This is a genomic window from Bacillus massiliigorillae (assembly GCF_000380245.2).
Taxonomy (GTDB): domain Bacteria; phylum Bacillota; class Bacilli; order Bacillales; family DSM-1321; genus Bacillus_AD; species Bacillus_AD massiliigorillae.
In genome coordinates this window covers 3,378,138-3,404,187 of record NZ_HG428741.1, presented here as the reverse complement: position 1 = coordinate 3,404,187, position 26,050 = coordinate 3,378,138, and the positions used below count along the sequence as shown (strand labels likewise).

Sequence of the window (26,050 nt, the reverse complement as noted above, 5' to 3'; positions counted from 1 at the left end):
AAAAGTGAAGATTGCTCTTTTTTATTTTAATATAATTCAAATTGTTGAAAATGTTTTGATTATATATTATTATATTAAGTCGAATAGGCGAATATTCCAAAAGAATTAAGACAGTGGTTACGTAGCAAAGTGATTTTAGACCAATAAATATTCAGAAAATTTCTAAATAACTGTATTTTGTGTTAATATACGAATATATCATTGAAAAATTTCAAAATATAAGGTTTAAAGTAGTAAACGTAATAATAAATTATCATTTAGGAGGATCTCATTTTGAAGCAGCGTAAGAGTGATTTTACATCAACTGTAGCAATTGGTTTTATGTTATTTGCATTATTTTTTGGAGCTGGTAATTTAATTTTTCCAGTATTAATGGGACAAATGGCTGGAACGAATGTATGGTCAGCAACATTTGGATTTATTGTAACTGGAGTGGGATTACCTCTATTAGGTGTACTAGCAATTGGTTTCTCAGGAAAAGAAGATTTATATTCAATGGCTAGTCGAGTACATCCAATATTTGGTTTGGTTTTCACGACTGTGTTATATTTGACAATCGGACCATTCTTTGCGATTCCAAGAACAGGTACTGTTTCTTATGAAGTAGGTATTAAGCCATTATTAGGAGATACTACAAGCAGTACGCCGTTAATTATTTTCACAATTATTTTCTTTGCGATTACTTGCATCTTCTCATTGAAGCCAGGGAAAATTGTAGATATTGTTGGTAAGGTATTAACACCGATTCTATTAATTGTAATTGCTGTATTAATTGGAGTGGCAATTTTTAATCCAATGGGCGGTTTTGGTGCCCCAAATACGAAATATACTGACGCATCATTCTTTAAAGGTTTCCAAGAAGGTTATTTAACAATGGATACTTTAGCAGCATTTGTATTTGGTATTATCGTAATTAATGCTGTAAGAGAAAGAGGCGCAGTAACAAAGAAGCAAATCATGACTAATACTTTGAAATCAGCACTGATTGCTGCTGGTCTATTAGCTATTATATATGCTGGTCTTGCTTACCTAGGTGCAGCAAGTATTAATGAAGTTGGTGGATTAGACAATGGTGGAGCAATTCTTTCTGCAGCATCTAGTCATTACTTCGGTTCATATGGAAGAATTATTTTGGGAGTTATTGTAATTGCAGCTTGTTTAACAACAAGTATAGGGTTAGTAACAGCGTGTTCTGCGTACTTTAATAAATTAATTCCAAGCGTATCCTATACAACTTTTGCGATTGTGCTTTCTGTTTTTAGTACTATTGTTGCGAATGTAGGATTAGAGAAATTGATTGCTTTTTCAGTTCCTGTATTGGTAGCTATTTACCCACTAGCGATTTGCTTAATTGTTTTAACCTTTTTACATCGATTCTTCCAAGGAAGATCTTCAGTATATATTATGAGTCTCGCTTTAACGTTTATTGTGAGTTTCTTTGATGGATTAAATGCCGCTGATTATGGAGTTGAAGCTGTTAATAATATTTTTTCTGCATTACCACTTTATTCAGTAGGGTTAGGATGGGCTCTTCCAGCTGTAGTGGGAGGAATCTTAGGTTATTTCATGAACTTTAATAGTGGTAAAGTAACTGTTACTGAGCAAAAAACTATTAACTAATTTTCTTTATTATTCTTAAGTAGGATTCAACAGAAAGAATTGTTGAATCAAAATATCTTGATTCAAAGGAACGTCGTCTAAAGTTAGTCATTTCGTTACTTTATGAAATGATAAGAAAAAACAAGTCTATGGTAGATACCATAGGCTTGTTTTTTTATTCTAACAATTTAATATTTATTTAAAATTAAAAAATAATATGTATCAAATGATAATTATTATAAAATGTTATATTCTTACTTAGTATTAAAATCTTTTAATTTTAATAATCCATTATCAATTAGAGTTATATATTATCAATTAAATTGACTCTTTTGTTTTCATTTGTTATTGTTTTGTTATGAAATAATTTGATTCTAAATGAGAATGGATAATTTAAGATAAGATTAAACGTTGATTGATGGAGAATTTACTCACCGGAAATTATTAGTAGAACGAGATAAATAATATTGAAGGAGGGGCTTTAATTGGGGCAAGCGGACATGTCGAAGTTAAATATTTGGAATAAATTACATGAACATATTGAGTTGATAGCTGCTTTAGTGAGTGGTGTATTAATTTTAAGTGGATGGCTATTATCTAAAAATAATTTTGAAACAACATCCATTGTTACCTACTTATTAGCTTTCATTATCGGTGGATATGCGAAGGCAAAAGAAGGTATTACGGAAACAATTGAAGATAAGAAGCTAAACGTGGAAATATTGATGATTTTAGCAGCTGTAGGATCAGCTATTATTGGATATTGGACGGAAGGTGCTATTTTAATCTTTATTTTCTCTTTAAGCGGTGCACTTGAAACGTATACGATGAATAAAAGTCATAAAGAAATTTCTGCTTTAATGGATTTGCAGCCTGAAGAAGCTATGCTTATCAATCATTTAGGCGAAGAAAGAATTATAGCGGTTTCGGATTTGAAGATTGGCGATCATATTTTAATTAAAGCTGGGGAACGTGTACCCTCAGATGGAATGATTATTCAAGGTACAACAAATATTGATGAAGCGGCTATTACAGGTGAGTCCATTCCTGTTACAAAAGATGTAAATGATGAAGTTTTTGCTGGAACAGTAAATTTAAGAGGAACAATAACTGTTGAAATTACGAAAGCACAAGAAGAAACACTGTTTCAGAAGATTATCCAACTTGTACAATCAGCACAAAGTGAGAAATCACCATCTCAACTTTTTATCGAGAAGTTCGAAGGCACTTATGTAAATGTTGTTTTAATCGTTGTTGCTATTATGATGTTCTTGCCTCATTATGTACTAGATTGGAGCTGGAATGAAACCATTTATCGTGCGATGGTGTTATTAGTTGTAGCATCTCCTTGTGCGCTAGCTGCATCGGTTATGCCGGCTACATTGTCTGCTATATCTAACGGTGCACGTAGAGGGATTTTATTCAAAGGTGGCGTTCATTTAGAGAACTTAGGGAATTTAAAAGCCATTGCTTTAGATAAAACGGGTACTTTAACAAAAGGCAAACCAGAAGTAACGGACGTTCTATTTAGAGAGGATTTAACAGAGGAAGTTTTTCTTCAACATATAGCGTCGGTGGAGAAGTATTCGAATCATCCTCTAGCTCAATCAATTGTTAAGTACGCGGCAGCGCATAGTTCATTAAATATAATAAGACCTGAATCATCTGAGGATATATCAGGATTTGGAGCTAAAGCCATTTTGGAAGGTATCGAATGGAAAGTAGGTAAGGCTGATTTTGTTGGAACAGAAGCAGCGAATATATTTCAAAACGGCATTGCTAAACAATTAGCAGCTCAAGGTAAAACCATTGTTTTTGCTTGTGATGATAAAGGAGTCGCTGGTCTAATTACATTAAAAGATACAGTACGCCAGGAAACAATTGATGCGATTGAGAAACTGAAATCGGTTGGTGTTCATACATTTATGTTAACTGGTGATGGAAAGGAAACAGCTCAAGCTATAGCTGATGAAAGTCAAGTGGATGGCTTTGTTGCGGAATGCTTACCAGAAACAAAGGTAGATGAAATTAAGAAATTAAAAGCCAAATATGGCACAGTAGCTATGGTTGGTGATGGCATTAATGATGCACCTGCTTTGGCAACAGCTTCAATAGGTATTGCGATGGGAGAAGGGACAGATGTGGCTCTTGAAACAGCGGACGTTGTTCTTATGAAGAATAATCTAGCTCTTATAGCGGAGGCTGTTCACCTTTCACGTAAAATGAACAAAATCATTAAACAAAATGTCATTTTTTCATTAACAGTGATCGTCTTACTTATTTGTTCAAATTTCTTACAATTTATCAGCTTACCATATGGTGTTATTGGGCATGAGGGAAGTACGATTCTTGTTATCTTAAACGGTTTAAGACTATTAAAACCAATGCGTTGGTAAGTATTTATTTAAAAATTATTTAATCCGTCTATGAATATAGGCGGATTTTTTGTTTTAATCGTAGAAAATAGGGGATTAGTAATAAGTATTAATACATAAGGATGAAATTGACAGTAAATTGAAACCTACTTTACAATCGATGTGAGTAATCACTCACTTTTTAGGAGGGATAATATGGAATTAACCATTCAGGTCGAACAAGTTACAAAAAGCTTCGGTAAAAAAATGGTTTTAAATGATGTCAACATTACCATTGAGAAGGGCCAGATTTACGGTTTAATTGGACCCTCTGGTGCAGGGAAGACGACGCTAGTGAAAATGCTAGTTGGTATGGATAAGCCTGATGCAGGAATGATTACAGTACTAAATTATAACATGCCTAATCTGGATGTCCTGCAAGACATCGGTTATATGGCACAGTCCGATGCTTTGTATAATGATTTAACCGCAATGGAAAATTTAAAGTTTTTTGCTTCCCTATTTAAATTGAAAAAACAAGAGCAAAAACAGCGAATTGCCTATGCTGCTGAGGTTGTTAATTTATCCGATGAATTAAATAAGCGAGTATCTGCTTACTCAGGTGGGATGAAGCGCCGCTTATCACTTGCGATTGCACTTTTACAAAATCCTTCATTACTAATATTAGATGAACCGACAGTTGGTATAGATCCTGAATTGCGAAAGTCGATTTGGGAAGAGTTATTCCGTTTGAAAGCAGAAGGAAAAACCATTATTGTAACAACTCATGTAATGGAAGAAGCGGAGAAATGTGATGCTCTGGCTATGGTACGGGATGGAAAAATAATTACTGGTGGTACGCCAACAGAATTAAAAAACTTATATCACGTTGATAGTTTAGAAGAAGTATTTCTAAAAGCAGGGAGTGCACAATCATGAGAATTATTGCGATGATTAAACGAATTTCTATGCAAATGTTACGAGACAAGCGGACACTTGCATTGCTTTTCTTTGCACCGCTATTAATATTGACACTGATGTATTTTCTGTTTAATGGAAATGATGTTGACCCTAAATTAGGTGTTCATAATGTTGAAGAACAAGTAATTAAAGGTTTAGAGAAAGCAAGTATTGATGTTAAAGAGTATGAGACGGTTTCTAAAAATATGGTCGTAGAGAAAAATCTAGATGGATTACTGCAAATAAATGATGGTAAATGGACATTAATTTTGCAAAATGATGATCCATCCGTTGCTAAAGCATTACAAATGAAAGTAAAGCAAGTAATATCCTCTCAAGCCCAAGCGCAAATAATGGGAGGTAATTTGGTGAAAATGCCGCAACAACCTACTTTTGATGTGAAATACGAATATGGTGATAAAGATACAGAGTTCTTTGATGTACTAAGTCCAATATTAATCTCTTTCTTTGTTTTCTTTTTTGTATTCCTTATTTCAGGAATTGGGTTATTACGGGAACGTACGACAGGAACATTGGATCGATTAATTTCTACACCGATTAGAAGATACGAAATTATTACAGGCTATTTAGTGGGATATGGAATCTTTGCCGTTATTCAAACAGTTATTGTTGTATTATACGCCGTGAATGTATTGGATATCGTAATGGTAGGTTCGATTTGGAATGTCATTCTCGTAAATTTAATTGTTGCATTCGTCGCCTTATCTTTAGGAATTCTGTTATCTACTTTTGCATCGTCAGAGTTTCAAATGATGCAGTTTATTCCGATTGTCGTCATACCTCAAGTATTCTTTGCTGGGATTTTCCCGACAGATAGTATGGCTGACTGGATGGTGATGATAGGTAAGGTTATGCCTATTTACTATGCAGCGGATGCTATGAAAGGTATTATGTATAAAGGTGAAGGATTAGGAGAGATAGGTAGCGATATTGCCGTACTGCTCTTCTTTGCAATTGTCTTCATAATATTAAATATCTTTGCTTTGAAAAAATATCGCAAGTTATAAGTTTAGATGTAGCAACGAAGAAGGTTGAAAGAATATGTCGTCTGAACATTTATTGCATAAAAGAAGTTGTCTAAAAAAACGACGGATAAGCAATAGAAAAATTGTCGAAACAGCTATTAAAATGTTCGCAGATAAAGGTTTCGCTAACACATCAAGTGAAATTGCGAGGGCTTTCGAAGAATATAAGTATAAAAGTTCAATAGAAATTTATTAACAAACACCCTCCAATGTTTAGTTTTGTAGGGTGTTTGTTGTTTTTTGTTTTTGGGACGTTCTTATAGCGTGACCAAATACGATTTCATGTTATTTACGGAACATTGCTTTTAAATTAGCCATTTCAATAGCGGAAACAGCAGTATCATAACCTTTATTACCTGATTTTGTTCCTGCGCGTTCAATGGCTTGTTCGATGTTTTCGGTTGTTACCACTCCGAAAATTACGGGTATACCTGTCTCTAACGAAACGGAAGCGATTCCTTTGGCTGCTTCATTGCATACATAATCATAATGCGTTGTTGAACCGCGAATCACGGTTCCTAATCCGATAATAGCATCATATTTGTTCGTTTCTGCCATTTGTTTAGCTATGAAAGATATTTCAAATGCTCCTGGAACCCAAGCTACGTCAATGTTATCTTCATCAACACCATGGCGTTTTAAACCATCCATGGCACCACCAAGAAGTTTACTTGTAATAAATTCATTAAATCTCCCTACAACAATACCTACTTTTAAACCCGTTCCGATTAATTGTGCTTCGAATACTTTACCCATTAGAATAATCTCCTTTTAAGACAATAGGTGTCCCATTTTTATTTTTTTTGTTGTTAAATAATTTTCATTTTCTTTTACTGCGGATATTTGAATAGGTACACGATCAACTACATCGATATCATATTTAGTTAATCCATCGATTTTATCGGGATTGTTTGTTAGTAATCGGACCTTTTCAATGCCTAAGTCTCTTAAAATTTGTGCGCTAAGAGCATAATTTCGTAATTCGGGAGGGAAGCCTAGTTTCTCATTTGCTTCAACCGTATCATAGCCTTGCTCTTGTAATTCGTATGCACGTAGTTTATTTAATAATCCAATTCCTCTACCTTCTTGACGCATGTAAAGAATAACACCGGAGCCTTCTTCTTCAAGAATTTCTAACGCACGATTAAGCTGAGGTCCACAATCGCATCGCTTTGAATGAAAAACATCGCCTGTTAAACATTCAGAATGAATTCTGACAAGAGGTGCCTCGTCTGTCTGAATGTCACCTTTCACTAAGGCTACATGCTCAGAATCATCAAGCAAATTTGAATAACCAATAAGTTGAAAAGAACCATAATCTGTCGGTAAATGAACAGAGGCTTCTTTCTTTACGATTTTTTCGTTGTTATAGCGATAGTGAACTAAATCTGCAATAGTAATCATTTTTAATTGATGATCTAGTGCAATGTTTATAAGTTCTGGCGTTCGTGCCATTGTTCCATCTTCATTCATAATTTCACATATAACACCTGCAGGATAAGAACCGCATAGTATCGCTAAATCAACAGCTGCTTCCGTATGACCAGTGCGAGCAAGAACGCCATTTTCTTTTGCAATCAGAGGGAAGACATGCCCCGGTCTACGAAAATCTTGCGCTTTAGCGTTAATATTGAGTAACTGTAGTATGGTGTCAGAACGTTCAAATGCACTAATACCAGTTGTCGTGTTTTTATGATCAATACTTGTAGTAAAGGCAGTTTGATGATTATCTGTATTGTTCGCCACCATCGGATGGAGGTCCAGTTTGTCGGCCAATTCTTCTGTAATGGGCGTACAAATTAAGCCGCGTCCATGTTTTGCCATAAAATTAATAGTTTCAGGGGTAGCCTTCTCGGCTAAAGCGAGAAAATCCCCTTCATTTTCACGGTCTTCATCATCGATGACGATAACGATTTTTCCAGCCTTTAAATCTTCTAAAGCTTCTTCAATTGTATTTAACATGTATACTTGCACCACCTTCATTAAAATCCATTTTGAAGTAAAAACTCTTTCGAAATGGTAGTAGTTGAATGATTTCTTTCCATTTGATGAATCACATATTTACCTAGTAAATCATTTTCAATGTTGACTACATCATTTTCTTTTTTTAGTCCTAATAAGGTTTTTTCATACGTATGTGGAATCAATGAAACTGTTAATTTTTGTTTTTCAATTCCAAAGATGGTTAAACTAATTCCGTCAATTGCAATGGAGCCTTTTGGAATACAATATTTGCTTATACTTTCATCGATTCTAATATCAATGTAAACGGCATTTTCCCTTTTTTGCTTGCGGAGAATAATGCCTGTTCCATCGACATGTCCTGAAACAAAATGTCCGCCAAATCGACCATTTGCACTCATCGCTCTTTCTAGGTTGACCACGCTTCCGATTCTTACTGATTGGATACTTGTGGCTTTAACAGTTTCCGGCATAACGTCCACTGTAAATGACCCTTTCGTGAAGGAAATAACCGTTAAGCATACACCGTTTACGGCAATGCTATCACCAAGATGTACATCTTCTACGATTTTGCTAGATTGAATCGTTAATTGCATACTATTTGGTCCTTGCGTCATAGCAGAGACTTTACCCATATCTTCAACAATTCCAGTAAACATGAATTCACCTCAATTCAAAGTTGATGTTATTTTTAAATCATCGCCTATTTTCTCTACTTTTTTGAAAGTAAGAGGGTAAGCGTCGTTTATATTCGTTATATCAAGGTCAGCAAACATACTAGGTGCAGCACTGCCACTAACTAGTTTTGGTGCTATGTAAGTGATAATTTGATTGGTATTTTTAGATTGCAAAAAGCTAGCATTGATTGTTTGTCCACCTTCTACATAAAGAGAAGTGATGTTTCTTTCTCCTAGTAGATGTAGTACTTCTTCAATTTGAATTGTAGATTCAGTGAGCTTTATGATTTCAACATTTCTTTGTTGGAATCTAGCAATCTGTGAATCTTCAACGTGTGAGCCTGTAATTATCCAAGTAGGGCATATACCATCGGTAACGATTTTACAATCGCTAGGTGTTCGTAAATGAGTATCTAACACGATACGAATTGGCTGTTTATTAGTTTTGCCATTTCGATTTGTTAGGCTTGGGTTATCTTTTAGAACAGTTCCAATTCCAACTAGTATGGCATCGTGCTTACTTCGTTCATTATGAACATCCTGTCGCGCTTGTTCTCCTGTAATCCATTGACTATGACCTGTTTTGGTAGCGGTTTTTCCGTCTAAAGTTATGGCTTGCTTTAATGTGACGAATGGTTTTCGTGTTTTCATAAAATGAAAAAATGCTTCGTTTAATTGATCAGCATGTTCTTTCAGAATACCTGTTTGAACGTGAATGCCTTCCCTTTTTAACCTTTCTATACCAGAACCTGCTACTAAAGGGTTTTTATCAATCGAGGCTATTACAACTTCCTTGATTCCAGCGGCAATAATGGCTTCTGTACAAGGAGGTGTTTTCCCATAATGATTACAAGGTTCAAGCGTAACAAATAAAGTGCTATCTTTTGTTTTGCTGCCAGCCATATTGATGGCATGCACTTCTGCATGTGGCTCGCCAGGCTTTAAATGTGAACCAAAACCTACAATTTCACCATCTTTCACAATCACAGCTCCTACAACTGGATTTGGAGCTGTTTGGCCTTGAGCTACTGATGCAAGGTTTAAGGCAAACTTCATAAAAAACTCCAGATTCATTTCTTTCCCTCCAATCATGTAAAGTATTCTAACTACATAAAGAAAACTCCATAGGGTTTTCCTAAGGAGTTTTGGGAGAGTATGATTTTAATGGCATCGCGAAATAAGCCTTATGACGATTAATTTTTCGACAAAAAGGTCTTGTTACCATGTTACATACGTCCTTCTCCCATCCAGACTATACTGTCGGCTTTGGAATCACACCAAATCCTGCCTAAAAAAGGCTCACGGGCTTAGATATTTAATATCATCACCGTCGATTGGGAATTTCACCCTACCCCGAAGGACTACAAATATTTAATTGTCTACAACTTCATGTGATTGAACCACATAAATAAAACTCCATAGCTAAGCCTAAGGAGTTTGATGGGAGTATATAAATTTTATGGCGTCAAGAAATAAACCTAATGTCAATCGTTTTTTGACAAAAAGGTACTGCTAGCCATATCGCATACATCCTTCTCCCATCCAGACTATACTGTCGGCTTTGGAATCGCACCAAATCCTGCCTAAAAAGGCTCACGGGCTTAGATATTTAATATCATCACCGTCGATTGGGAATTTCACCCTACCCCGAAGGACACTATTAAAATTTAGGAAAAGTATAACACTAGGTTTTAATCATTTCAATCGTGTTTTTGTTTTAATTTTTGGATTATATGTATTATTTAGTTAGAATATGGTGATTTTTATGAATTATATAACTGGAGAAAAAGCGTCTTGAAAAGTTATTCTAAAATAACTTAAATGTATGGGCAAATAAATGATTTGATGATTTTTTACTTTGAAAGAGAGTATAAGAAAAGGCCTTAAATCAGAAAAATCCTACTGATAACTTGAATAGATTAGAGAAAAAGTTATGTATTAAAAAATAAAATATTTTTCTGAGATTATATTATGACTCCGTTTAAGTAGAGGAGATTTGAAGTAGAAGTATATAACGAATAGATTATTTAACTAGAATAAAAAATTTGTGCGTTAGGTTTAAAAAGATATAAAAAGCTCTCCTAAAAGTGAGTGAAGATCGTTATCAGGAGAGCCTAATAATATTAAAAAAAAAGAGTAAAATAAAAATCAATTTTTCTTGAAAGATAAGAAAGAATATAATTTTGAATGATGTCTAGCGCAAGCGCCCAGCGACTAGTAGATTTCGCCCATCTCCCTACGATAAGTCAACACGAAAAAGGCTACTGCCTCTTCGTGTTGACTTTATCTCAGTCGAAGTGCTCTAATCTATACATCGCTAAACGGGCGTTTGCGCTTTTCTTATTCTCCTTCTGAATGCTTAAGTGAACTAGGTGCTTCGTTTTCATTTGGATTGTGCTTAGGAATCCAAAAAGCAATAAAGATACATAGTAAAGAGATAGCAGCGAGTATGATGAATATTCCATGCAGTCCATTAGCTAGGATGGTTGGTGGAACATCACCGCCTGCATTTGTATAGCCACTGATTTGTTGATTTAAAAATGTACCTAGTATAGCAACTCCAAGTGTTTGTCCTAAAGTACGGAAAAACGTATTGGAAGAAGTGGCTACACCACGAAGGTTCCAGCTTACAGCTGATTGAACAATAATCGTAAATACTGTCATAGATAATCCAAATCCAAGACCTAAAATAAAGATAATAAAAAGAATAAGTATGCTAGGTGTTGATATTGTAATGAGAGCTAATGCAAAAGAACCGATTGCAAGAAAAAGAATACCAAAGAACGATATGATTTTAGGACCAAAGCGAATTAATAAGCGACTTCCAATGGTTGCCCCAAGTGGCCAGCCGATTGACATTGGCATCAAAATCATCCCGGAAAACATTGCTCCTTTTTGTAAAACGCCTTGTATCCATAAAGGAATATAGGCAGTAATACCAATTAGAATGACACTCGCCAAAAATGCAATGAGATTAGAAATTGACACTTCGCGATATTGGAAAATCTTGATTGGTAGCATTGGCTCTGGATGACGTACTTGAATAAAAAGAAAAATAGCTAAAAACAGAACGGCTACTGCAACCGAAATATACATAATAGTTGAATTCCAAGCGATTTCATTTCCGCCAGTCAGCAAGACAAAAAGTAAGGCTGATGTTCCTATTGTGAAAGTTAAAGCTCCACCATAATCAATTTTCCGTTCTTTTATTTCAATTTTTTCGTTTAGGTTTTTAGCAATTAACCAAATTGATATAATGCCGAATGGAATATTGAAGAAGAATATCCAATGCCAACTAATATAGTCAACAAAAAATCCGCCAACTAATGGACCGAAGATACCCGCTATTCCCCAAACAGAGCTAAAGAGCCCTTGCACTTTTGCACGCTGTTCAAATGTGAAAATATCTCCAATAATTGTAAAAGTGATTGGAACGACAGCTCCAGCGCCAATTCCTTGAATTGCACGGAAGATGATTAGTTGTCCCATATCTTGTGCAAGTCCACATAACATGGAACCTACTAAAAATATGGATGTTCCGATTAAGAATACTTTTTTTCTGCCAAATAAATCAGCAAGTTTTCCAAATATAGGTGTTGTAACGGCAGAAGTTAATAAATAGACAGCAAAAACCCAACTAATGAGCTCTAAACCACCTAGCTTCTGGACAATAGCTGGCATTGCGGTACTGATAATGGTTCCTTCTATTGCAGAAAGAAAAGTAGCAATAAGTAGAGCTGCTGTTATTTTCTTTTGATACGCATTCATTTTTTCCTCTCCTTCTGTTTTAATGTTTCCCTTGCTTAAAGGGCTATGCGAATACGATTTAACCAATTTATAGGTAGATAAAGTTTGGTTTGTCATATGGTTGAAGCAACTATTCTGACTTTGAATTCAGCATATTGATTATTATAAAGAAGTTTCTAATAGGGGAAAACTATTTATAATCAACATGATTTTCCCTTAATTGGATTCACTAAAAAAAGGCGCTCTGAAAGTGATTATAAATCGCTTTTGAGACTGCCTTTTTATGTTTTATTATTTAATTGGTTGTCATTTTCTAAACCATTAGCTTGTAATATACATTGCTTGTTTATTCATTTGAACCCATGCAGCCTCGAAATCCCCTCTATTTATTGGAACATTCTTTTTGTCTTGCAATGGATCATTTACATAAACAAATTCATTATCATAATCTGTGATAACAACGCTATGCTGTCGATATGTAACTTTCATTGAACCTTCTTCTGTAGTCCAATTTAGAAATTCTTCATCTGGTAATTTAGAAAACCAGGAGTTTGTAATCACCCAAACAGGGTGACCCTCCTTAACTGCTTTATATAGTTGGTCTGTTGATTCACCCGTTAGATTAACAATTCTATTAGAGTCTACATATAATTCAGCTAATTGAATAATGGGATCTATATAAACTCCTAATCCGTTTTCTTCAAACGTCGTCATATTTCCTACGAACCCGTTATGCATATTGCCATATAAACCATTTTTTTGAAAAGGTACATATGTAATTTTTTCAGAGAGTTCCATTTTATCAACAGAAACACCATTGTATTGGAGGATCATTGCTAAACTAGTAACCTCACAACCTCTTGGGAGTTCAGGTAGTTGTTGAATAAGTGGAACATCTAATTGTTTTTTGGTTATGATTTTTTCCTCTTGGTTATTAGTATGTATTTGTTCAGGAACTTCAATAGATGTTCTTTCTTCTTCTTCACGAACGATAGCGGTGTTTTCGGATGGTATATCCTGACTAGTGCTAGTATCTAAATTATTCATCATAAAAATAATGCCTACACCAACCGTCAATGCTAAAAGACCAAAGTACAGGCTATTCATTACTAAACGCTTAAGCATTATGTGTATCTCACTTTCTTCTATATTTAAAATTCTTCATAATAAAATCGTGTCTGGAAGAATTTTGTATATTATAAACAATTTAGCTTAATGAAACCTTAAAAGACAATTCATATGTAAAGTAGTTATCTCACTCTCTCTTTTTAAGCAGAAAAAATATATCGATTAAAACATTTTGTTTGTGACACAATAAGCTAAATAAAAACTCAAAGTGAGGGATTCTCATGAAGAGACTTACTACATATATTTTTTGTCTTCTTATTTTTATTCTACCAACGCAAGCGTTTGCTGTTCAAAAAGTACCTATTCTCATTTATCATTCTATCGATGAGTTCACCGGACATGGAATGAAGGAGTTATATGCAACGCCTAAGAATTTTGAGAAACAAATGCTTTATTTACGAAATCATGGCTATACATTATTAACGTTTGATAGATGGAATGATATTGGTAACGTAGAGAACCCTATTTTTATTACATTTGATGACGGATATAAAAATAACCTACATGCCATTACTATTTTTAAAAAATTACAAAATAATCATTTTAAGCCGACAGGTACTTTTTTTGTCATTTCAGATTTCATAGGTCGACCAAATCGTCTATCAAAATCAGATTTAAAAATGATGGCTGATTCTGGATTGGCATCCATTCAATCACATACTGCTACTCATCCGGATTTAACGAAGATTGATGATTTGCAATATGAGCTGAAAGAGTCTAAAGAGAAAATTCAGCAAATCACAGGAAAGCCTGTTATTGCGCTTGCTTACCCGTATGGTAGTTTCAATCAAAAAGTAATAGATGAAACGAAGAAGTATTATATGTATGGAATTACAACAATTTCTGAGCTTTATTCTAAGACGGGCAAGAAAGACGAACTTTATCTTTTGCCACGAATCTATATTAAGTATACAACGTCCATGAATGATTTCGCGAAAATTGTGAATGGTGAATGATGAAAATGAACGGCTCAAATTCGAATTCTTGATTTTTGAAAAGGAGTATCTCCTTCTAGTTTGAATATTGAATAATTGTAATGTGAATAACGGAACAATCAATGTTTTGCAAGTATATTAAATAGTAATTTAAAAAAGTTCGAAAAATATATGCAAATCAGTCACAAAAAAATTCACATTTTATCAAAAATGAATTATAATGGGTTTGTAATTAAATTTTATAAATTTTATAACTTTTTTTAATAAAACCAAGGGGTGGGAGTAATTATGAAATTAGTTGGTAAAGTTGTTACGTTCCTGTTGATGATTGTGGCATTTAAATATAGTATTGATTCATTTGTAAATGAAAGTATGATTCAAACATTCGGTTCATTTGCTTTAGGTTTAGTTTCTTTAATCGGATTCATTATATTAGTGGAAGAAGATTGTGTTAGTGATCGTGAATTAGCGAAGTAACTTTATAAGACATGAAGAAAAAAGAGCAATCCAGAAATTTGGATTGCTCTTTTTTATTAGAAACAATACAGGTTATTATTTTAGAAAAAAGATTTGAAAATAAATCCCGTATTATTAAATCTAGTGATATAGTTCTTTTGTCTATTAGTATAATTCGATTTAACTCGTGAATGAATTAACGTTTTAGCGAATGAAAATATTGATTATGTAGGAATCTACCTATTCTAGCATTTATGTGAAAAAATAATATAATCTATCAAAAAATAAAAATAATGTATAGACGTAAATGTAATTGTAATGTAATATATTCCTAATAAATGTTATTTTGTAATATTTAAAAAAGTCTGTAAATTTAGACAAATCAAACATTTTGGAGGGGTATCATGAAAAAGAAAAAACTAGCGGGGATTTTTCTATCTTTATCGTTAGTAGCCGGAGCCTTAGCTGGTTGTGGTTCAGACAAGAGTAGCGGTGAGGGAAGCTCAAAGGAAGATAGTGGAGATACAATTTTAATTGGAGCTAACCTAGAGCTTTCAGGTGGAGTAGCTTCTTATGGTCAATCTATTCTTGAAGGTGTAAACCTTGCTCTTGATGAAGTGAACAAAGAAGGTATTGATGGCAAGAAGATTAAATTAATTAAAGTCGATAATAAATCAGAAGCAGCTGAAGCTACAGCTGGTGCATTGAAATTGATTTCTCAAGATAAAGTAAAGGCAATTATTGGTGCCGCAACAAGCGGAGATACAACTGCACAAATTGAAATTGCTCAAAAAAATAAAATTCCTGTAATTTCACCAAGCGGCACAAGCCCAGATATCACGTATAAAGATGGAAAATTAAATGAATTTATCTTTAGAACAAGTTTTATTGATCCATTCCAAGGAATTGTAGCGGCAAACTTTGCTACTAAGGAGCTTAACGTAAAAAAAGCAGCAGTTTATATTGATAATTCAAGTGATTATTCAAAAGGATTGGCTGCAGCATTTACAGAGCAGTTTAAAAAGAATGGTGGAACAGTTATTCCATCTGAAGCATTTGTTGCGAAGGATACAGACTTCCGTGCAACTTTAACAAGATTGAAGGCAGAAAAGCCAGATTTTATTTTCATTCCTGCTTATTATGAAGAAGTTGGTTTAATCATTAAACAAGCGCGTGAAATCGGATTAAATGTCCCATTAATGGGTGCTGATGGTTGGGATTCTCCAAAGCTAGTTGATATTGCTGGTAAGAAAGCATTGAATAATACGTATATTACAAACCATTATTCTTCTGGTGATGGTGATGAAAAAGTTAAAACATTCGTGAAGGCATTTGGCGACAAGTATAAAGGTAAATCACCTGATGCATTTAACGCACTTGGCTATGACACAGTATATTTATTAGTGAATGCTATTGAGCGCGCTGGTTCTACTGATTCAGTGAAGATTAAAGACGCTTTAGAGAAAACAAAAAATCTAGATTTAGTATCTGGTAACTATACTGTAGATGAGAAACATCATCCGGTAAAAGCAGCTACTATTCTTGAGTATAAAGATGGAGCTCAAATATTTAAAACTAAAATTGAACCACAATAAGTTTTAAGAACAAATAGGGGGCAACGTTTGCCTCCTATTTTAAGTTTAATAATGTGGGATAGCAAGGAGACTAGAACATGGAAATGATTCAACAGCTCGTTAATGGGCTTTCACTCGGCAGTATATATGCTCTCATTGCACTCGGCTATACGATGGTATATGGAATTGTTAAGCTGATTAACTTTGCTCACGGTGATGTATTCATGGTCGGAGCATTTGTCGGCTTTTACTCTATTACGATATTAGATCTTTCTTTTATACCTGCACTTATTCTATCAATGGCTGTATGTGCGATATTTGGTGTATTAATTGAGCGAATTGCATATAAGCCACTCCGTAATGCTACAAGAATTGCGGCTTTAATTACAGCAATCGGTATGTCATTGTTTATAGAATATGGCTTTATTTATATTCGTGGGGCGCAGACAGAAGCGTACCCAGCTGATGTACTTCCAGCAACTAATATTGATATCTTTGGTGTTTCAATTAATAGTCAATCGTTATTAATCTTTTTAGTTTCCATTGTATTAATGATTATTTTACAAATTACTGTACAAAAAACGAAAATAGGGCGAGCGATGCGTGCCGTTTCTTACGATGCAGATGCAGCAAGATTAATGGGAATTAATGTAGATAACACAATATCAGCTACGTTTGCTATTGGTTCTGCTTTAGCGGGGGCAGCGGGTGTAATATTTGGTGTTTATTATATAAAAATCGAGCCGTTAATGGGTGTTTTACCTGGATTAAAGGCTTTTGTTGCTGCTGTTCTAGGCGGTATCGGAATTATTCCGGGAGCGATGGTAGGTGGATTATTACTAGGTGTTATTGAATCGATAGTAAGTGCTGTCGGGTACTCTTTATGGCGTGATGGAGTAGCTTTTGTTGTTCTAATTTTAATTTTGATTTTTAAACCTCAAGGTTTATTAGGGAAGAATAAAAAAGAAAAAGTATAAGGGAGAGACAAAGTTATGAAGTCATTAAAGCGAACAAAAGGATTTTGGCTCTCAATCTTGCTTTCATTAATCCTTTTTGTGGTTATTCAAGTCATGATTAACGGTGGAACATTAAATTCCTTTTATGAGAATATGTTAGTGTCTATCGGTATTAATATTATTCTAGCTGTAAGTTTACATTTAATTATTGGTATTACAGGGCAATTCTCGATTGGTCACGCAGGATTTTTATCTGTTGGGGCGTATGTTTCGGCAATTATTACGATGAAGATGGGACTTCCTTTTCCGGTAGCTATACTTGTTGCTGGTATAGTAGCAGCTTTAGCTGGTTTGATTATCGGTATTCCAAGCTTACGTTTAAAAGGGGATTATCTTGCTATTGCAACACTTGGCTTTGGGGAAATTGTTAGAATATTCTTTTTAAACATGGATTATGTGAATGGAGCAAGTGGGATGACGGTTTCTCATCTAACTACTTGGCCTTGGGTTTTCTTTTCCGTATTAATCACGATTCTTGTTATTAGAAACTTTACAAGCTCTACGCATGGTCGTGCTTGTATTTCAGTGCGAGAAGATGAGACTGCAGCGGATTCGATGGGGATTAATACAACTTATTATAAGGTAGTAGCTTTTGCAATTGGAGCATTCTTCGCAGGTGTTGCAGGTGCTTTATATTCTCATAACTACTATATTATCTTACCTACGAATTTCGGCTTTTTGAAGTCATTTGATATTTTGATTTTTGTTGTACTTGGAGGATTAGGAAGCTTATCAGGTTCAGTTTTAGCGGCGATATTACTGACTTTAGTAACGACTTTCCTGCAAGATTATCCAGAAACTCGAATGATTATTTACAGTCTAGTACTAATGGTGATGATGATTTATCGTCCTCAAGGATTAATGGGTACGAAAGAATTTACGAGCATCTTTAAGCGTAAAGGAGGAGGACATAAGCATGACAACAACCAAACCATTGCTTAAAGTTGATACAGTTGGCATTCAATTTGGTGGATTAAAAGCGGTTTCAGGTGTAAATATGGATCTGTATCCTGGTGAATTAGTTGGATTAATAGGTCCGAATGGTGCTGGGAAAACCACTTTCTTTAACTTATTAACAGGTGTTTATGTACCAACGGAAGGAAGCGTATCCTTAAATGAACGCAATTTAAGAAAGGTTCCTCCATATAAAATTAATCAGCTAGGTATAAGTCGTACTTTCCAAAATATACGATTATTTGGGGATATGACTGTTATTGATAATGTTAAAGTCGCTTACCATTCGTTAGCGAAGCATGGCATCATTAGTTCGATTACTCGCTTGCCTAATTTCTTTAAGGGTGAGCAGGAAATGGAAGAGAAGGCTATTGAATTCTTAAAAATCTTTAATTTGGAATTGTATAAAGATGAATTAGCGAAGAACTTGCCTTATGGGCAACAACGACGTTTGGAAATTGCCCGTGCGCTAGCAGCTAATCCGAAGCTATTACTTCTTGACGAGCCAGCAGCTGGAATGAATCCGCAAGAAACACAAGAGCTGATGAAGCTAATTGCTTTTATTCGCGAGAAGTTTGACCTCACTGTATTATTAATCGAGCATGATATGCCGCTTGTAATGGGAGTTTGTGAACGTATTTATGTATTAGATCGTGGTCAATTAATAGCAGAAGGTAAGCCAGAAGAGATTCGTAATAATCCAAAGGTAATAGAAGCGTATTTAGGCGAGGAGGTTTCATCATAATGTTAAAGATACAAGACATCAACGTATATTATGGAAATATACAAGCGCTTAAAGGTGTATCGATGGAAATCAATCAAGGGGAAATTGTTACATTAATCGGAGCGAATGGAGCAGGAAAAAGTACGTTGCTTAAGACTATATCAGGGCTTTTAAAACCAAAGCAGGGTGAAGTACTGTACGAAGGTCAATCAATTGGTGGAAAAGCAGCTCAAGCGATTGTGAAACTAGGAATCTCTCATGTTCCTGAAGGTCGACGCGTTTTCGCGAATATGTCTGTTGAAGAAAATCTGCAATTAGGCGCTTTTTTACGCAAAGACAAAGAAGGTATTAAGCAGGAAATGAAAAAGGTTTATGAATTATTTCCACGTTTACTTGAAAGACAAAAGCAGCTTTCGGGAACCCTTTCTGGTGGTGAGCAACAAATGCTTGCGATGGGACGTGCATTAATGGCTAAACCGAAATTATTATTACTAGATGAGCCTTCGATGGGGCTTGCTCCATTACTAGTTAAACAAATCTTCAACATTATTGAAGAAATCAATAAAGCCGGTACAACCGTTTTGTTGGTAGAACAAAACGCAAATATGGCTCTTTCTATTGCCAATCGAGCTTATGTTGTTGAAACAGGGAGAATTGTTCTTTCTGGAAATGCTAGTGAGTTAACAGCTAGTGACGAGATTAAGAATGCTTATTTAGGTGGACATTAATTACACAAAGCTATGATTCTCGAAAGTAGAGAATATACTATACGAACAAGGGCGAGTCTTCATACGGGAGGTTCGCCTTTTTGTATGGCATTGATGTCGAGTCTCCTGTTAGATGATTTAAAAGGAGTACAGCTTTTTCTATAATCGAAACTTTAAGTTTCTGTGTTGAAAAAATTTATTGCTTGGAGAGTGGGTTTTCCTATGCTGATCTTGGCATTCGTTTTTATAGGGAGGTTAGGGTCAGCCAATCAACTCCTACCATACATAATAGTTAAAAACTCTTTGCGTGGATTGGACAAAGAGTTTTTTATCGAAAAGAAAAAATATGCTTATACCTATTATAAAAAATATATCAACATGATATAATAGTGATATCACATTGATATATAGGAGGTATAGATCATGCAAGAAAGAAAAGCGTTTAAAATTAATGGCTATGTTGGAATTTTAGTTTCGTTAGTGCTCTTAGCTGTTGCAGGATTTTTGATTTATACGAATGCAAATGATCTTGTTGGAACAGACTTAATCTTACCTGTCATTTTGATTATAGTTGCAGCATTAATTCTTTCAGGTATAACGATTGTTCAGCCAAATGAAGCAAAGGTTTTAACTTTCTTTGGAACGTATTTAGGTGTTATTCGCGAGCAAGGATTATGGATTTCAATTCCGTTAACTTTAAAGGCAAGTGTGTCTCTTCGTGTGATTAACTTTAATAGTGAAAAATTAAAAGTAAATGATCTAGAAGGAAATCCAATTGAGATTGCCGCAGTTGTAGTATATAAAGTAGCTGATAGTGCGAAGGCAGTATTTGATGTAGAAGATTATGAAGAATTTGTTCAAATTCAAAGTGAAACAGGTATCCGTCATATTGCTAGTCAGTATGCATATGATCATTTTGAGAAAGATACAGAAATGTCTTTGCGTAAAAATAGTGATGAAATCGCTGATTACTTAGCTCAGGATTTACAAAATCGTTTAAATGTTGCTGGTGTTGATGTCATTGAAGCGCGAATTATGCATCTTGCTTATTCTTCAGAAATTGCATCAGCTATGTTACAAAGACAACAAGCACAGGCGGTTCTTTCTGCACGTAAAGTCATTGTCGATGGTGCTGTCGGCTTAGTAAAAAGCGCTATAGAGCAATTATCCGAGGAAGATGTGGTAGAATTGGATGAAGATAAAAAGGCGCAAATGGTTAATAATTTAATGGTTGCAATTGTTTCTGAGAAAGGAACACAACCTGTTATTAATACAGGAAGCATCCACTAGGACTTGATACAATGGCTAAAAGAAAAGCTTATCCACTTAGAATTGATCCTAAGCTATATGATGCACTTGAGAAGTGGGCAGAAGATGAGCTAAGAAGTGTGAATGCTCAAATTGAAATTCTTTTAAAAGAATCGGTTAAGAAAGCCGGTAGATGGAAAAAAGATAAAGAGAATGAATAATGAAAATCCCTTTGATTAGCAATTTTGCTATTGTTAAATCGAAGGGGTTTTTCTTTTTGTAGCAACAGTTAGTAGAATCTAAATTCTTTTTTGAGAAAAGCTAATAATACTATTTTGCTTTGCTTAGAAAGGATTGAGAAATATGCTTTATGATTGTGCTGTCATTGGAGGCGGGCCTGCTGGGATGAGTGCTTCGTTAGTTCTTGGAAGAGCGAGAAGAAATGTTATTCTTTTTGATGATAATGAGCCCCGAAATGCTGTTACAAGAGAATCGCATGGATTTCTAACAAGAGATGGTGTAAAACCAAATGAGTTGAAAAAGATTGCACGTACTGAATTGAGCAAATACCCGTCCATCATCTTACAGAGAATGAAAATTGCGTCCATTAGAAAAGGAGATAATCATTTTTCGATTGAAACATTAGAAGGTGAACTATATTCTGCTAGAAAAATTATCTTTGCAACAGGTGTTAAAGAGGCATTGCCGAATATAGAAGGTATTCAAACTTTCTACGGAAACAGTATTTATAGTTGCCCCTATTGTGACGGCTGGGAGATGAAGGAGAAAGCGATTGCGATAATCTCGAATCATCAAGCTATATTTGAAAGTATTAAACTGATATATAATTGGAGTAAAAATCTTATTGTTTGTACGGATGGAAGCCATACACTTTCAGAAGAAGAAAAGAGTGAACTTGAACGGAAAGAAATACAGCTGTTTGAACAAAAAGTGAAACAATTAGTGGGCAATGAAGGAATGGTAAAGGCTATAAGATTTGCTGATGGGGTGGAAGTGCCAATAGAAGGTGGATTTATTACACCTGAATGGGTTTCAACTACTTCAATAGCACAATCTTTAGGTTGTGAAATAGATAAAAACGGTGGTTTGAATACTGATGGATTAGGTAGAACAAATATAGAAGGTATCTATGCAGCAGGAGATGTTACAACTCCGTCACAAGTCGTAATTGCTGCTGGGGAAGGCAGTAAAGCGGCTATTGGCGTGAATACAGACTTGACGAACGAGGACTTTGTAAAGTAATTGGTTTGTTTTTCAATTTGTTACTTTCGTATTTAGTACGATAAAATGCATAAGTAAGAGAATATTTTTTACGAATGGAGAGGAGCGTTGACAAAATGGAATGTACAGCTATCATTTTAGCTGGTGGCAAGTCTAGTAGGATGGGAACAAATAAAGCATTATTACCTATTTTTGATAAAACGACAATTGAGCATATCGTAGATTGCTGTAAGCAAGTTGCTGATGAGGTTATTGTTGTGACAAATAATCATGAACAATATGCCTTTTTGAATGTTCCTTTAGTGGCTGATACGTATAAAGAAAGCGGTCCGCTAGCTGGTCTTGAAGCGGGGCTGCAAGCGGCGAAGCATGATAAATGTTTTTTAGTTGCTTGTGATATGCCATTTATTAATATTGAAGTAATGAAGCTTTTAGTACAGCATCTAGATGATTATGATGCCGTATTACCAAGTGTAGATAATCAGTATCATCCTTTATTTGCTGCTTATCGAAAAACTTGTTTAGCTCCTATTCGCAAGAACTTACAAGAGAAGATGCTTCGTATGGTAGGGATTTTCGATGAAGTTCATACGAGAATTTTGACCGAAGATGAGCTGTTGTCAGTGAATGATCATATACAAAACGTGTTTTTTAATATGAATCGACCTGAAGAATTTAAAATAGCACAGAAGCTAGAAAGTGAATTAAAGAAGGGTTAAACAATCATTCAAACTGATTAATGGATACATATTTGTAAATGATTTCACAAGTGAATTTTGTGAAAGAAATAATTATATTAAAAGGATGAAGACATATGAATTGTGCAATAACGACTGAACCGATTGACGTTCAGCAATTAATTGATAAAGTAACGAAACGAGAAGCAGGAGCAATCACAACTTTTATTGGTACGGTACGTGAATTTACAAAAGGTAAGAAAACGATGTATTTAGTCTATGAAGCATATGTACCAATGGCAGTGAAGAAATTAGAAGAGATTGTTTCTGAAGTGAAAGAACGCTGGCCTGATGCAGAGATGGTCATCACACATCGTATCGGAAAGCTTGAAATTACGGATATTGCTGTTGTTATTGCGGTATCAACACCACATCGTCGTGATGCATATGATGCGAATTCTTATGCAATTGAAAGAATTAAAGAAATTGTCCCTATTTGGAAGAAAGAGCATTGGGAAGATGGCGAAGAATGGATTGGTAATCAACAAGGAACAATTGAATACCCTTCTGGAAAACCGACGGAGGAAGAGTGCAATGATTAAAATTTTATTATTTACTAATTTAAAAGAGAAGTTTGGAAAAGACAGTATAGATTGGCAAGGTAGCGGTTTAACAGTTGCTGAATTAAAAGAACAGTTAATTAATGAATTCCAAGTTGCAGATGAATTACAAGCTGTGATGACAGCGGTAAATGAAGAATTTGTTGATGCTACATACAAGTTAAATGAAGGTGATACAGTAGCATTTATTCCACCAGTTAGTGGGGGTTGATGAGTGATGGGTGACCGTTATTCAAGACAAGAGTTGTTTAGTCCAATTGGAAAACAAGGGCAAGACCTAATTCGCTCAAAGCATGTTCTTGTGGTTGGTGCTGGTGCTTTAGGTTCAGCGAATTGCGAAATGTTAACGCGAGCAGGTGTAGGGAAATTAACTATTATTGATCGTGATTATGTAGAAGAAAGTAATTTACAACGTCAGCAATTGTATACAGAAGCTGATGTGCAGGAAAGAATGCCAAAGGCAGAAGCGGCACGACGTCATTTACAATCGATTAACAGTGACGTTGAGATAGAAGCCGTTGTTGCAGATGGTACAGCCCTTACGTTACAGCCTCTTGTTCAAAAAGCGGATGTCGTGATAGATTCAACAGATAACTTTGAAACGCGAATGATTATTAATGATTTAACACAGAAGTATAGTATCCCATGGATTTATGGTGCATGTGTTGGAAGTAGCGGAATGAGCTTTACGATTATTCCTGGAGAAACGCCTTGCTTGCATTGTTTGTTATCTACACTACCAATTCAAGGGATGACTTGTGATACAAATGGTATTATTGCTCCTGCGGTAACGATGGTTGTTGCTCATCAGCATACCGAAACATTAAAAATGTTAACGGAAAACTGGAGTGCACTTCGACCTGGATTTGTAAGCTTTGATGTATGGAATAATCAATATCATGTGATAAAAGCATCTAAAATGAAAAAATCTAGCTGTTTATCTTGTGGAGAAGAGCCTACATACCCGTTTTTACAAATTGAGAAAGCTACAAAAACAGCTGTTTTATGTGGACGAAATACAGTACAAATCCGACCGTCTTCTGAAAGAAAGTTAAATTTAGTAAAGCTTGCAGAGGATTTACGAAATGGTGGTTATGAGGTAAAAGCAAATGCTTTTCTTATTTCGCTAGAAACAAATGGACAGCGAATGGTCATTTTCCAAGATGGTCGTGCTCTTGTGCATGATACGAAGGATGAAGCGCAAGCGAAATCGTTATATCAACGTATTTTAGGATAGCAGTGGAGGTATAAGATGAGTGTAAATGAACATAAACTAGAAGCTCCGAAAAGCATTCGTATAATGGTGATTACAGTGAGTGACACACGTACTCCTGAAACAGATAAGAGTGGCAAGACGATGATGGAACTATTAGAAAGTGCGGGGCATACGATTTCGGCATATAAGATTGTTAAAGACGAGCAACAAGAAATCCACAATGCTTTAATCGAAGGCTGCCATAATTCTGATATAGATGTGATTTTAACGAATGGTGGTACGGGAATCGCACGTCGTGATGTAACCATTGAGACTGTAAAAAGCTTGTTGGATAAAGAACTACCAGGGTATGGCGAGATTTTTAGAATGCTTAGCTATTTAGAAGATATTGGTTCAGCTGCTATTCTGTCACGAGCAATTGCAGGAGTTGCGAAAGATAAAGTGATTTTTTCCACTCCAGGTTCAACAGGAGCTGTTAAATTAGCTATGAATAAGCTTATTCTACCTGAAATAGCTCATGTTGTAAGAGAAGTGAGGAAAGATCTTCTTGGGTAGATGGTTTACCTAATTAAAAAAGCTTTCTTCTACGTGCTCATGTAGAAGAAAGCTTTTTTGATGAATAGATAGCATTATAATTGTCTTTTATAATCGCCACTCTTTCCGCCTGTTTTACTGATTAACATCGTTTGACCGATAATCATGTCTTTACCAGCTGCTTTACACATATCGTAAATCGTTAATGCTGTGGCAGAAGCAGCAGTTAAAGCTTCCATTTCTACGCCGGTTTGTCCAGTTGTCTTAGCTTCAGCTAGTATTAAGACTTCATAATGATGGTCATAACGATGCACATTCCAATCAAACGTAATATTAACACCCGTTAAAGCAATTGGATGGCACATTGGTATGATGGATGATGTTTGTTTAGCTGCCATAATTCCAGCTACTTGTGACACGGCAAGCACATCACCTTTTTTATTTGTACCATCGATAATTTGATTATAAATATATTCGTTTACAATGACTGATGAACGAGCTACAGCTGTTCTTTCGGTAGTGTTTTTTTCAGAAATATCGACCATTTTAGCACGGCCTTGTTCATTAAAGTGTGTAAGTTTACTCATCAATAATCATCCAATCTGTTTGTTTATTCTCTTTTTTGTGATGGAATTAATATTATACAACCCTTCACATGATAATTACTGTCATAT

The 26,050-nt window shown here is 35.1% G+C and carries 26 protein-coding genes and 2 riboswitches; of the genes, 19 read left to right on the top strand and 7 right to left on the bottom strand.

The features are described 5' to 3' along the window. The first annotated feature begins 273 nt into the window (after positions 1-273). The 4 genes from brnQ (at position 274) to TX86_RS15710 (ending at position 5,941) form a co-directional block, all read left to right on the top strand. Positions 274-1,620 (top strand): branched-chain amino acid transport system II carrier protein, encoded by a 1,347-nt coding sequence (brnQ, locus tag TX86_RS15725; protein ID WP_081707679.1) that lies wholly within the window; start codon positions 274-276, stop codon positions 1,618-1,620. A gap of 479 nt (positions 1,621-2,099) precedes the next feature. Beyond that, entirely contained in the window at positions 2,100-3,995 is a 1,896-nt protein-coding gene (locus tag TX86_RS15720; RefSeq protein ID WP_042350547.1) for a heavy metal translocating P-type ATPase, read from the top strand. A gap of 174 nt (positions 3,996-4,169) precedes the next feature. Continuing rightward, the gene (locus TX86_RS15715; protein ID WP_042349823.1) at positions 4,170-4,892 is read left to right on the top strand and encodes an ABC transporter ATP-binding protein; all 723 of its coding nucleotides are present in this window, start codon (positions 4,170-4,172) and stop codon (positions 4,890-4,892) included. Next, positions 4,889-5,941: an ABC transporter permease gene (locus TX86_RS15710; protein WP_042349821.1), complete on the top strand. Its 1,053-nt coding sequence runs from the start codon at positions 4,889-4,891 to the stop codon at positions 5,939-5,941. Before TX86_RS15715 ends, TX86_RS15710 begins: the two co-directional genes overlap by 4 nt. Before the next feature lie 303 nt (positions 5,942-6,244). On the opposite strand, the gene ribH is transcribed toward TX86_RS15710, so the two are convergent. The 6 genes from ribH to TX86_RS15675 form a co-directional block, all read right to left on the bottom strand. Beyond that, positions 6,245-6,715 carry a 6,7-dimethyl-8-ribityllumazine synthase gene (gene ribH / locus TX86_RS15700; protein WP_042349819.1) on the bottom strand — a complete coding sequence of 157 codons (471 nt, stop codon included), beginning with the start codon at positions 6,713-6,715 and terminating at the stop codon, positions 6,245-6,247. A 15-nt stretch (positions 6,716-6,730) separates the two neighbouring features. Further along, positions 6,731-7,921 (bottom strand): bifunctional 3,4-dihydroxy-2-butanone-4-phosphate synthase/GTP cyclohydrolase II, encoded by a 1,191-nt coding sequence (locus tag TX86_RS15695; protein WP_042349816.1) that lies wholly within the window; start codon positions 7,919-7,921, stop codon positions 6,731-6,733. Positions 7,922-7,941: 20 nt separating this feature from the next. Continuing rightward, the gene (gene ribE / locus TX86_RS15690) at positions 7,942-8,580 is read right to left on the bottom strand and encodes a riboflavin synthase (protein ID WP_042349815.1); all 639 of its coding nucleotides are present in this window, start codon (positions 8,578-8,580) and stop codon (positions 7,942-7,944) included. Positions 8,581-8,589: 9 nt separating this feature from the next. Beyond that, on the bottom strand, positions 8,590-9,672 hold the full coding sequence (gene ribD / locus TX86_RS15685; RefSeq protein WP_042349814.1) for a bifunctional diaminohydroxyphosphoribosylaminopyrimidine deaminase/5-amino-6-(5-phosphoribosylamino)uracil reductase RibD: 1,083 nt from the start codon (positions 9,670-9,672) through the stop codon (positions 8,590-8,592). A gap of 157 nt (positions 9,673-9,829) precedes the next feature. Then, positions 9,830-9,963: riboswitch (FMN riboswitch) on the bottom strand. A gap of 161 nt (positions 9,964-10,124) precedes the next feature. After that, positions 10,125-10,257, bottom strand: a riboswitch (FMN riboswitch). Positions 10,258-10,938: 681 nt separating this feature from the next. After that, a complete protein-coding gene (locus TX86_RS15680) occupies positions 10,939-12,366 on the bottom strand; it encodes an MDR family MFS transporter (protein ID WP_042349813.1) in 1,428 nt (475 codons plus the stop codon). A gap of 300 nt (positions 12,367-12,666) precedes the next feature. Next, positions 12,667-13,470, bottom strand: a complete 804-nt coding sequence (locus tag TX86_RS15675; protein WP_230203627.1) for a C39 family peptidase — start codon at positions 13,468-13,470, stop codon at positions 12,667-12,669. 224 nt (positions 13,471-13,694) lie between these two features. On the opposite strand from TX86_RS15675, the gene TX86_RS15670 reads away from it, so the two are divergent. From TX86_RS15670 to TX86_RS15600, 15 genes are all read left to right on the top strand, one after another. Further along, complete coding sequence (locus tag TX86_RS15670; RefSeq protein WP_052343693.1) at positions 13,695-14,429, top strand: polysaccharide deacetylase family protein; 735 nt, start codon at positions 13,695-13,697, stop codon at positions 14,427-14,429. A gap of 267 nt (positions 14,430-14,696) precedes the next feature. Then, positions 14,697-14,885, top strand: coding sequence for a hypothetical protein (locus TX86_RS15665; protein WP_042349812.1), 189 nt, complete (start codon positions 14,697-14,699; stop codon positions 14,883-14,885). A 383-nt stretch (positions 14,886-15,268) separates the two neighbouring features. Beyond that, complete coding sequence (locus TX86_RS15660; protein ID WP_042349811.1) at positions 15,269-16,459, top strand: ABC transporter substrate-binding protein; 1,191 nt, start codon at positions 15,269-15,271, stop codon at positions 16,457-16,459. Positions 16,460-16,536: 77 nt separating this feature from the next. Beyond that, the gene (locus TX86_RS15655) at positions 16,537-17,415 is read left to right on the top strand and encodes a branched-chain amino acid ABC transporter permease (protein WP_042349810.1); all 879 of its coding nucleotides are present in this window, start codon (positions 16,537-16,539) and stop codon (positions 17,413-17,415) included. Positions 17,416-17,430: 15 nt separating this feature from the next. Next, positions 17,431-18,396, top strand: a complete 966-nt coding sequence (locus TX86_RS15650; protein WP_042349809.1) for a branched-chain amino acid ABC transporter permease — start codon at positions 17,431-17,433, stop codon at positions 18,394-18,396. Then, the gene (locus TX86_RS15645; RefSeq protein WP_042349807.1) at positions 18,371-19,153 is read left to right on the top strand and encodes an ABC transporter ATP-binding protein; all 783 of its coding nucleotides are present in this window, start codon (positions 18,371-18,373) and stop codon (positions 19,151-19,153) included. The genes TX86_RS15650 and TX86_RS15645 overlap by 26 nt, the downstream gene beginning before the upstream one ends. Beyond that, a complete protein-coding gene (locus TX86_RS15640) occupies positions 19,153-19,860 on the top strand; it encodes an ABC transporter ATP-binding protein (RefSeq protein WP_042349806.1) in 708 nt (235 codons plus the stop codon). Before TX86_RS15645 ends, TX86_RS15640 begins: the two co-directional genes overlap by 1 nt. 402 nt (positions 19,861-20,262) lie before the next feature. After that, positions 20,263-21,129 (top strand): SPFH domain-containing protein, encoded by an 867-nt coding sequence (locus TX86_RS15630; protein ID WP_042349803.1) that lies wholly within the window; start codon positions 20,263-20,265, stop codon positions 21,127-21,129. Between the two features lie 11 nt (positions 21,130-21,140). Beyond that, entirely contained in the window at positions 21,141-21,308 is a 168-nt protein-coding gene (locus TX86_RS27040) for a type II toxin-antitoxin system antitoxin (protein WP_195892897.1), read from the top strand. A gap of 142 nt (positions 21,309-21,450) precedes the next feature. Then, on the top strand, positions 21,451-22,350 hold the full coding sequence (locus tag TX86_RS15625) for an NAD(P)/FAD-dependent oxidoreductase (protein WP_042349802.1): 900 nt from the start codon (positions 21,451-21,453) through the stop codon (positions 22,348-22,350). Between the two features lie 95 nt (positions 22,351-22,445). Beyond that, positions 22,446-23,048 (top strand): molybdenum cofactor guanylyltransferase, encoded by a 603-nt coding sequence (gene mobA, locus TX86_RS15620; protein WP_042349800.1) that lies wholly within the window; start codon positions 22,446-22,448, stop codon positions 23,046-23,048. A 95-nt stretch (positions 23,049-23,143) separates the two neighbouring features. Beyond that, positions 23,144-23,608 carry a molybdenum cofactor biosynthesis protein MoaE gene (locus TX86_RS15615; protein ID WP_042349799.1) on the top strand — a complete coding sequence of 155 codons (465 nt, stop codon included), beginning with the start codon at positions 23,144-23,146 and terminating at the stop codon, positions 23,606-23,608. Then, positions 23,601-23,837, top strand: a complete 237-nt coding sequence (gene moaD, locus TX86_RS15610) for a molybdopterin converting factor subunit 1 (protein WP_042349798.1) — start codon at positions 23,601-23,603, stop codon at positions 23,835-23,837. Before TX86_RS15615 ends, moaD begins: the two co-directional genes overlap by 8 nt. A 6-nt stretch (positions 23,838-23,843) precedes the next feature. Next, positions 23,844-24,863 (top strand): MoeB/ThiF family adenylyltransferase, encoded by a 1,020-nt coding sequence (locus tag TX86_RS15605; protein ID WP_042349796.1) that lies wholly within the window; start codon positions 23,844-23,846, stop codon positions 24,861-24,863. A gap of 15 nt (positions 24,864-24,878) precedes the next feature. Beyond that, on the top strand, positions 24,879-25,397 hold the full coding sequence (locus TX86_RS15600) for a MogA/MoaB family molybdenum cofactor biosynthesis protein (protein WP_042349795.1): 519 nt from the start codon (positions 24,879-24,881) through the stop codon (positions 25,395-25,397). A 74-nt stretch (positions 25,398-25,471) separates the two neighbouring features. Here the strand turns inward: TX86_RS15600 and moaC are convergent, their stop codons facing one another. Continuing rightward, on the bottom strand, positions 25,472-25,963 hold the full coding sequence (gene moaC / locus TX86_RS15595) for a cyclic pyranopterin monophosphate synthase MoaC (RefSeq protein ID WP_042349794.1): 492 nt from the start codon (positions 25,961-25,963) through the stop codon (positions 25,472-25,474). Positions 25,964-26,050: the final 87 nt, after the last annotated feature.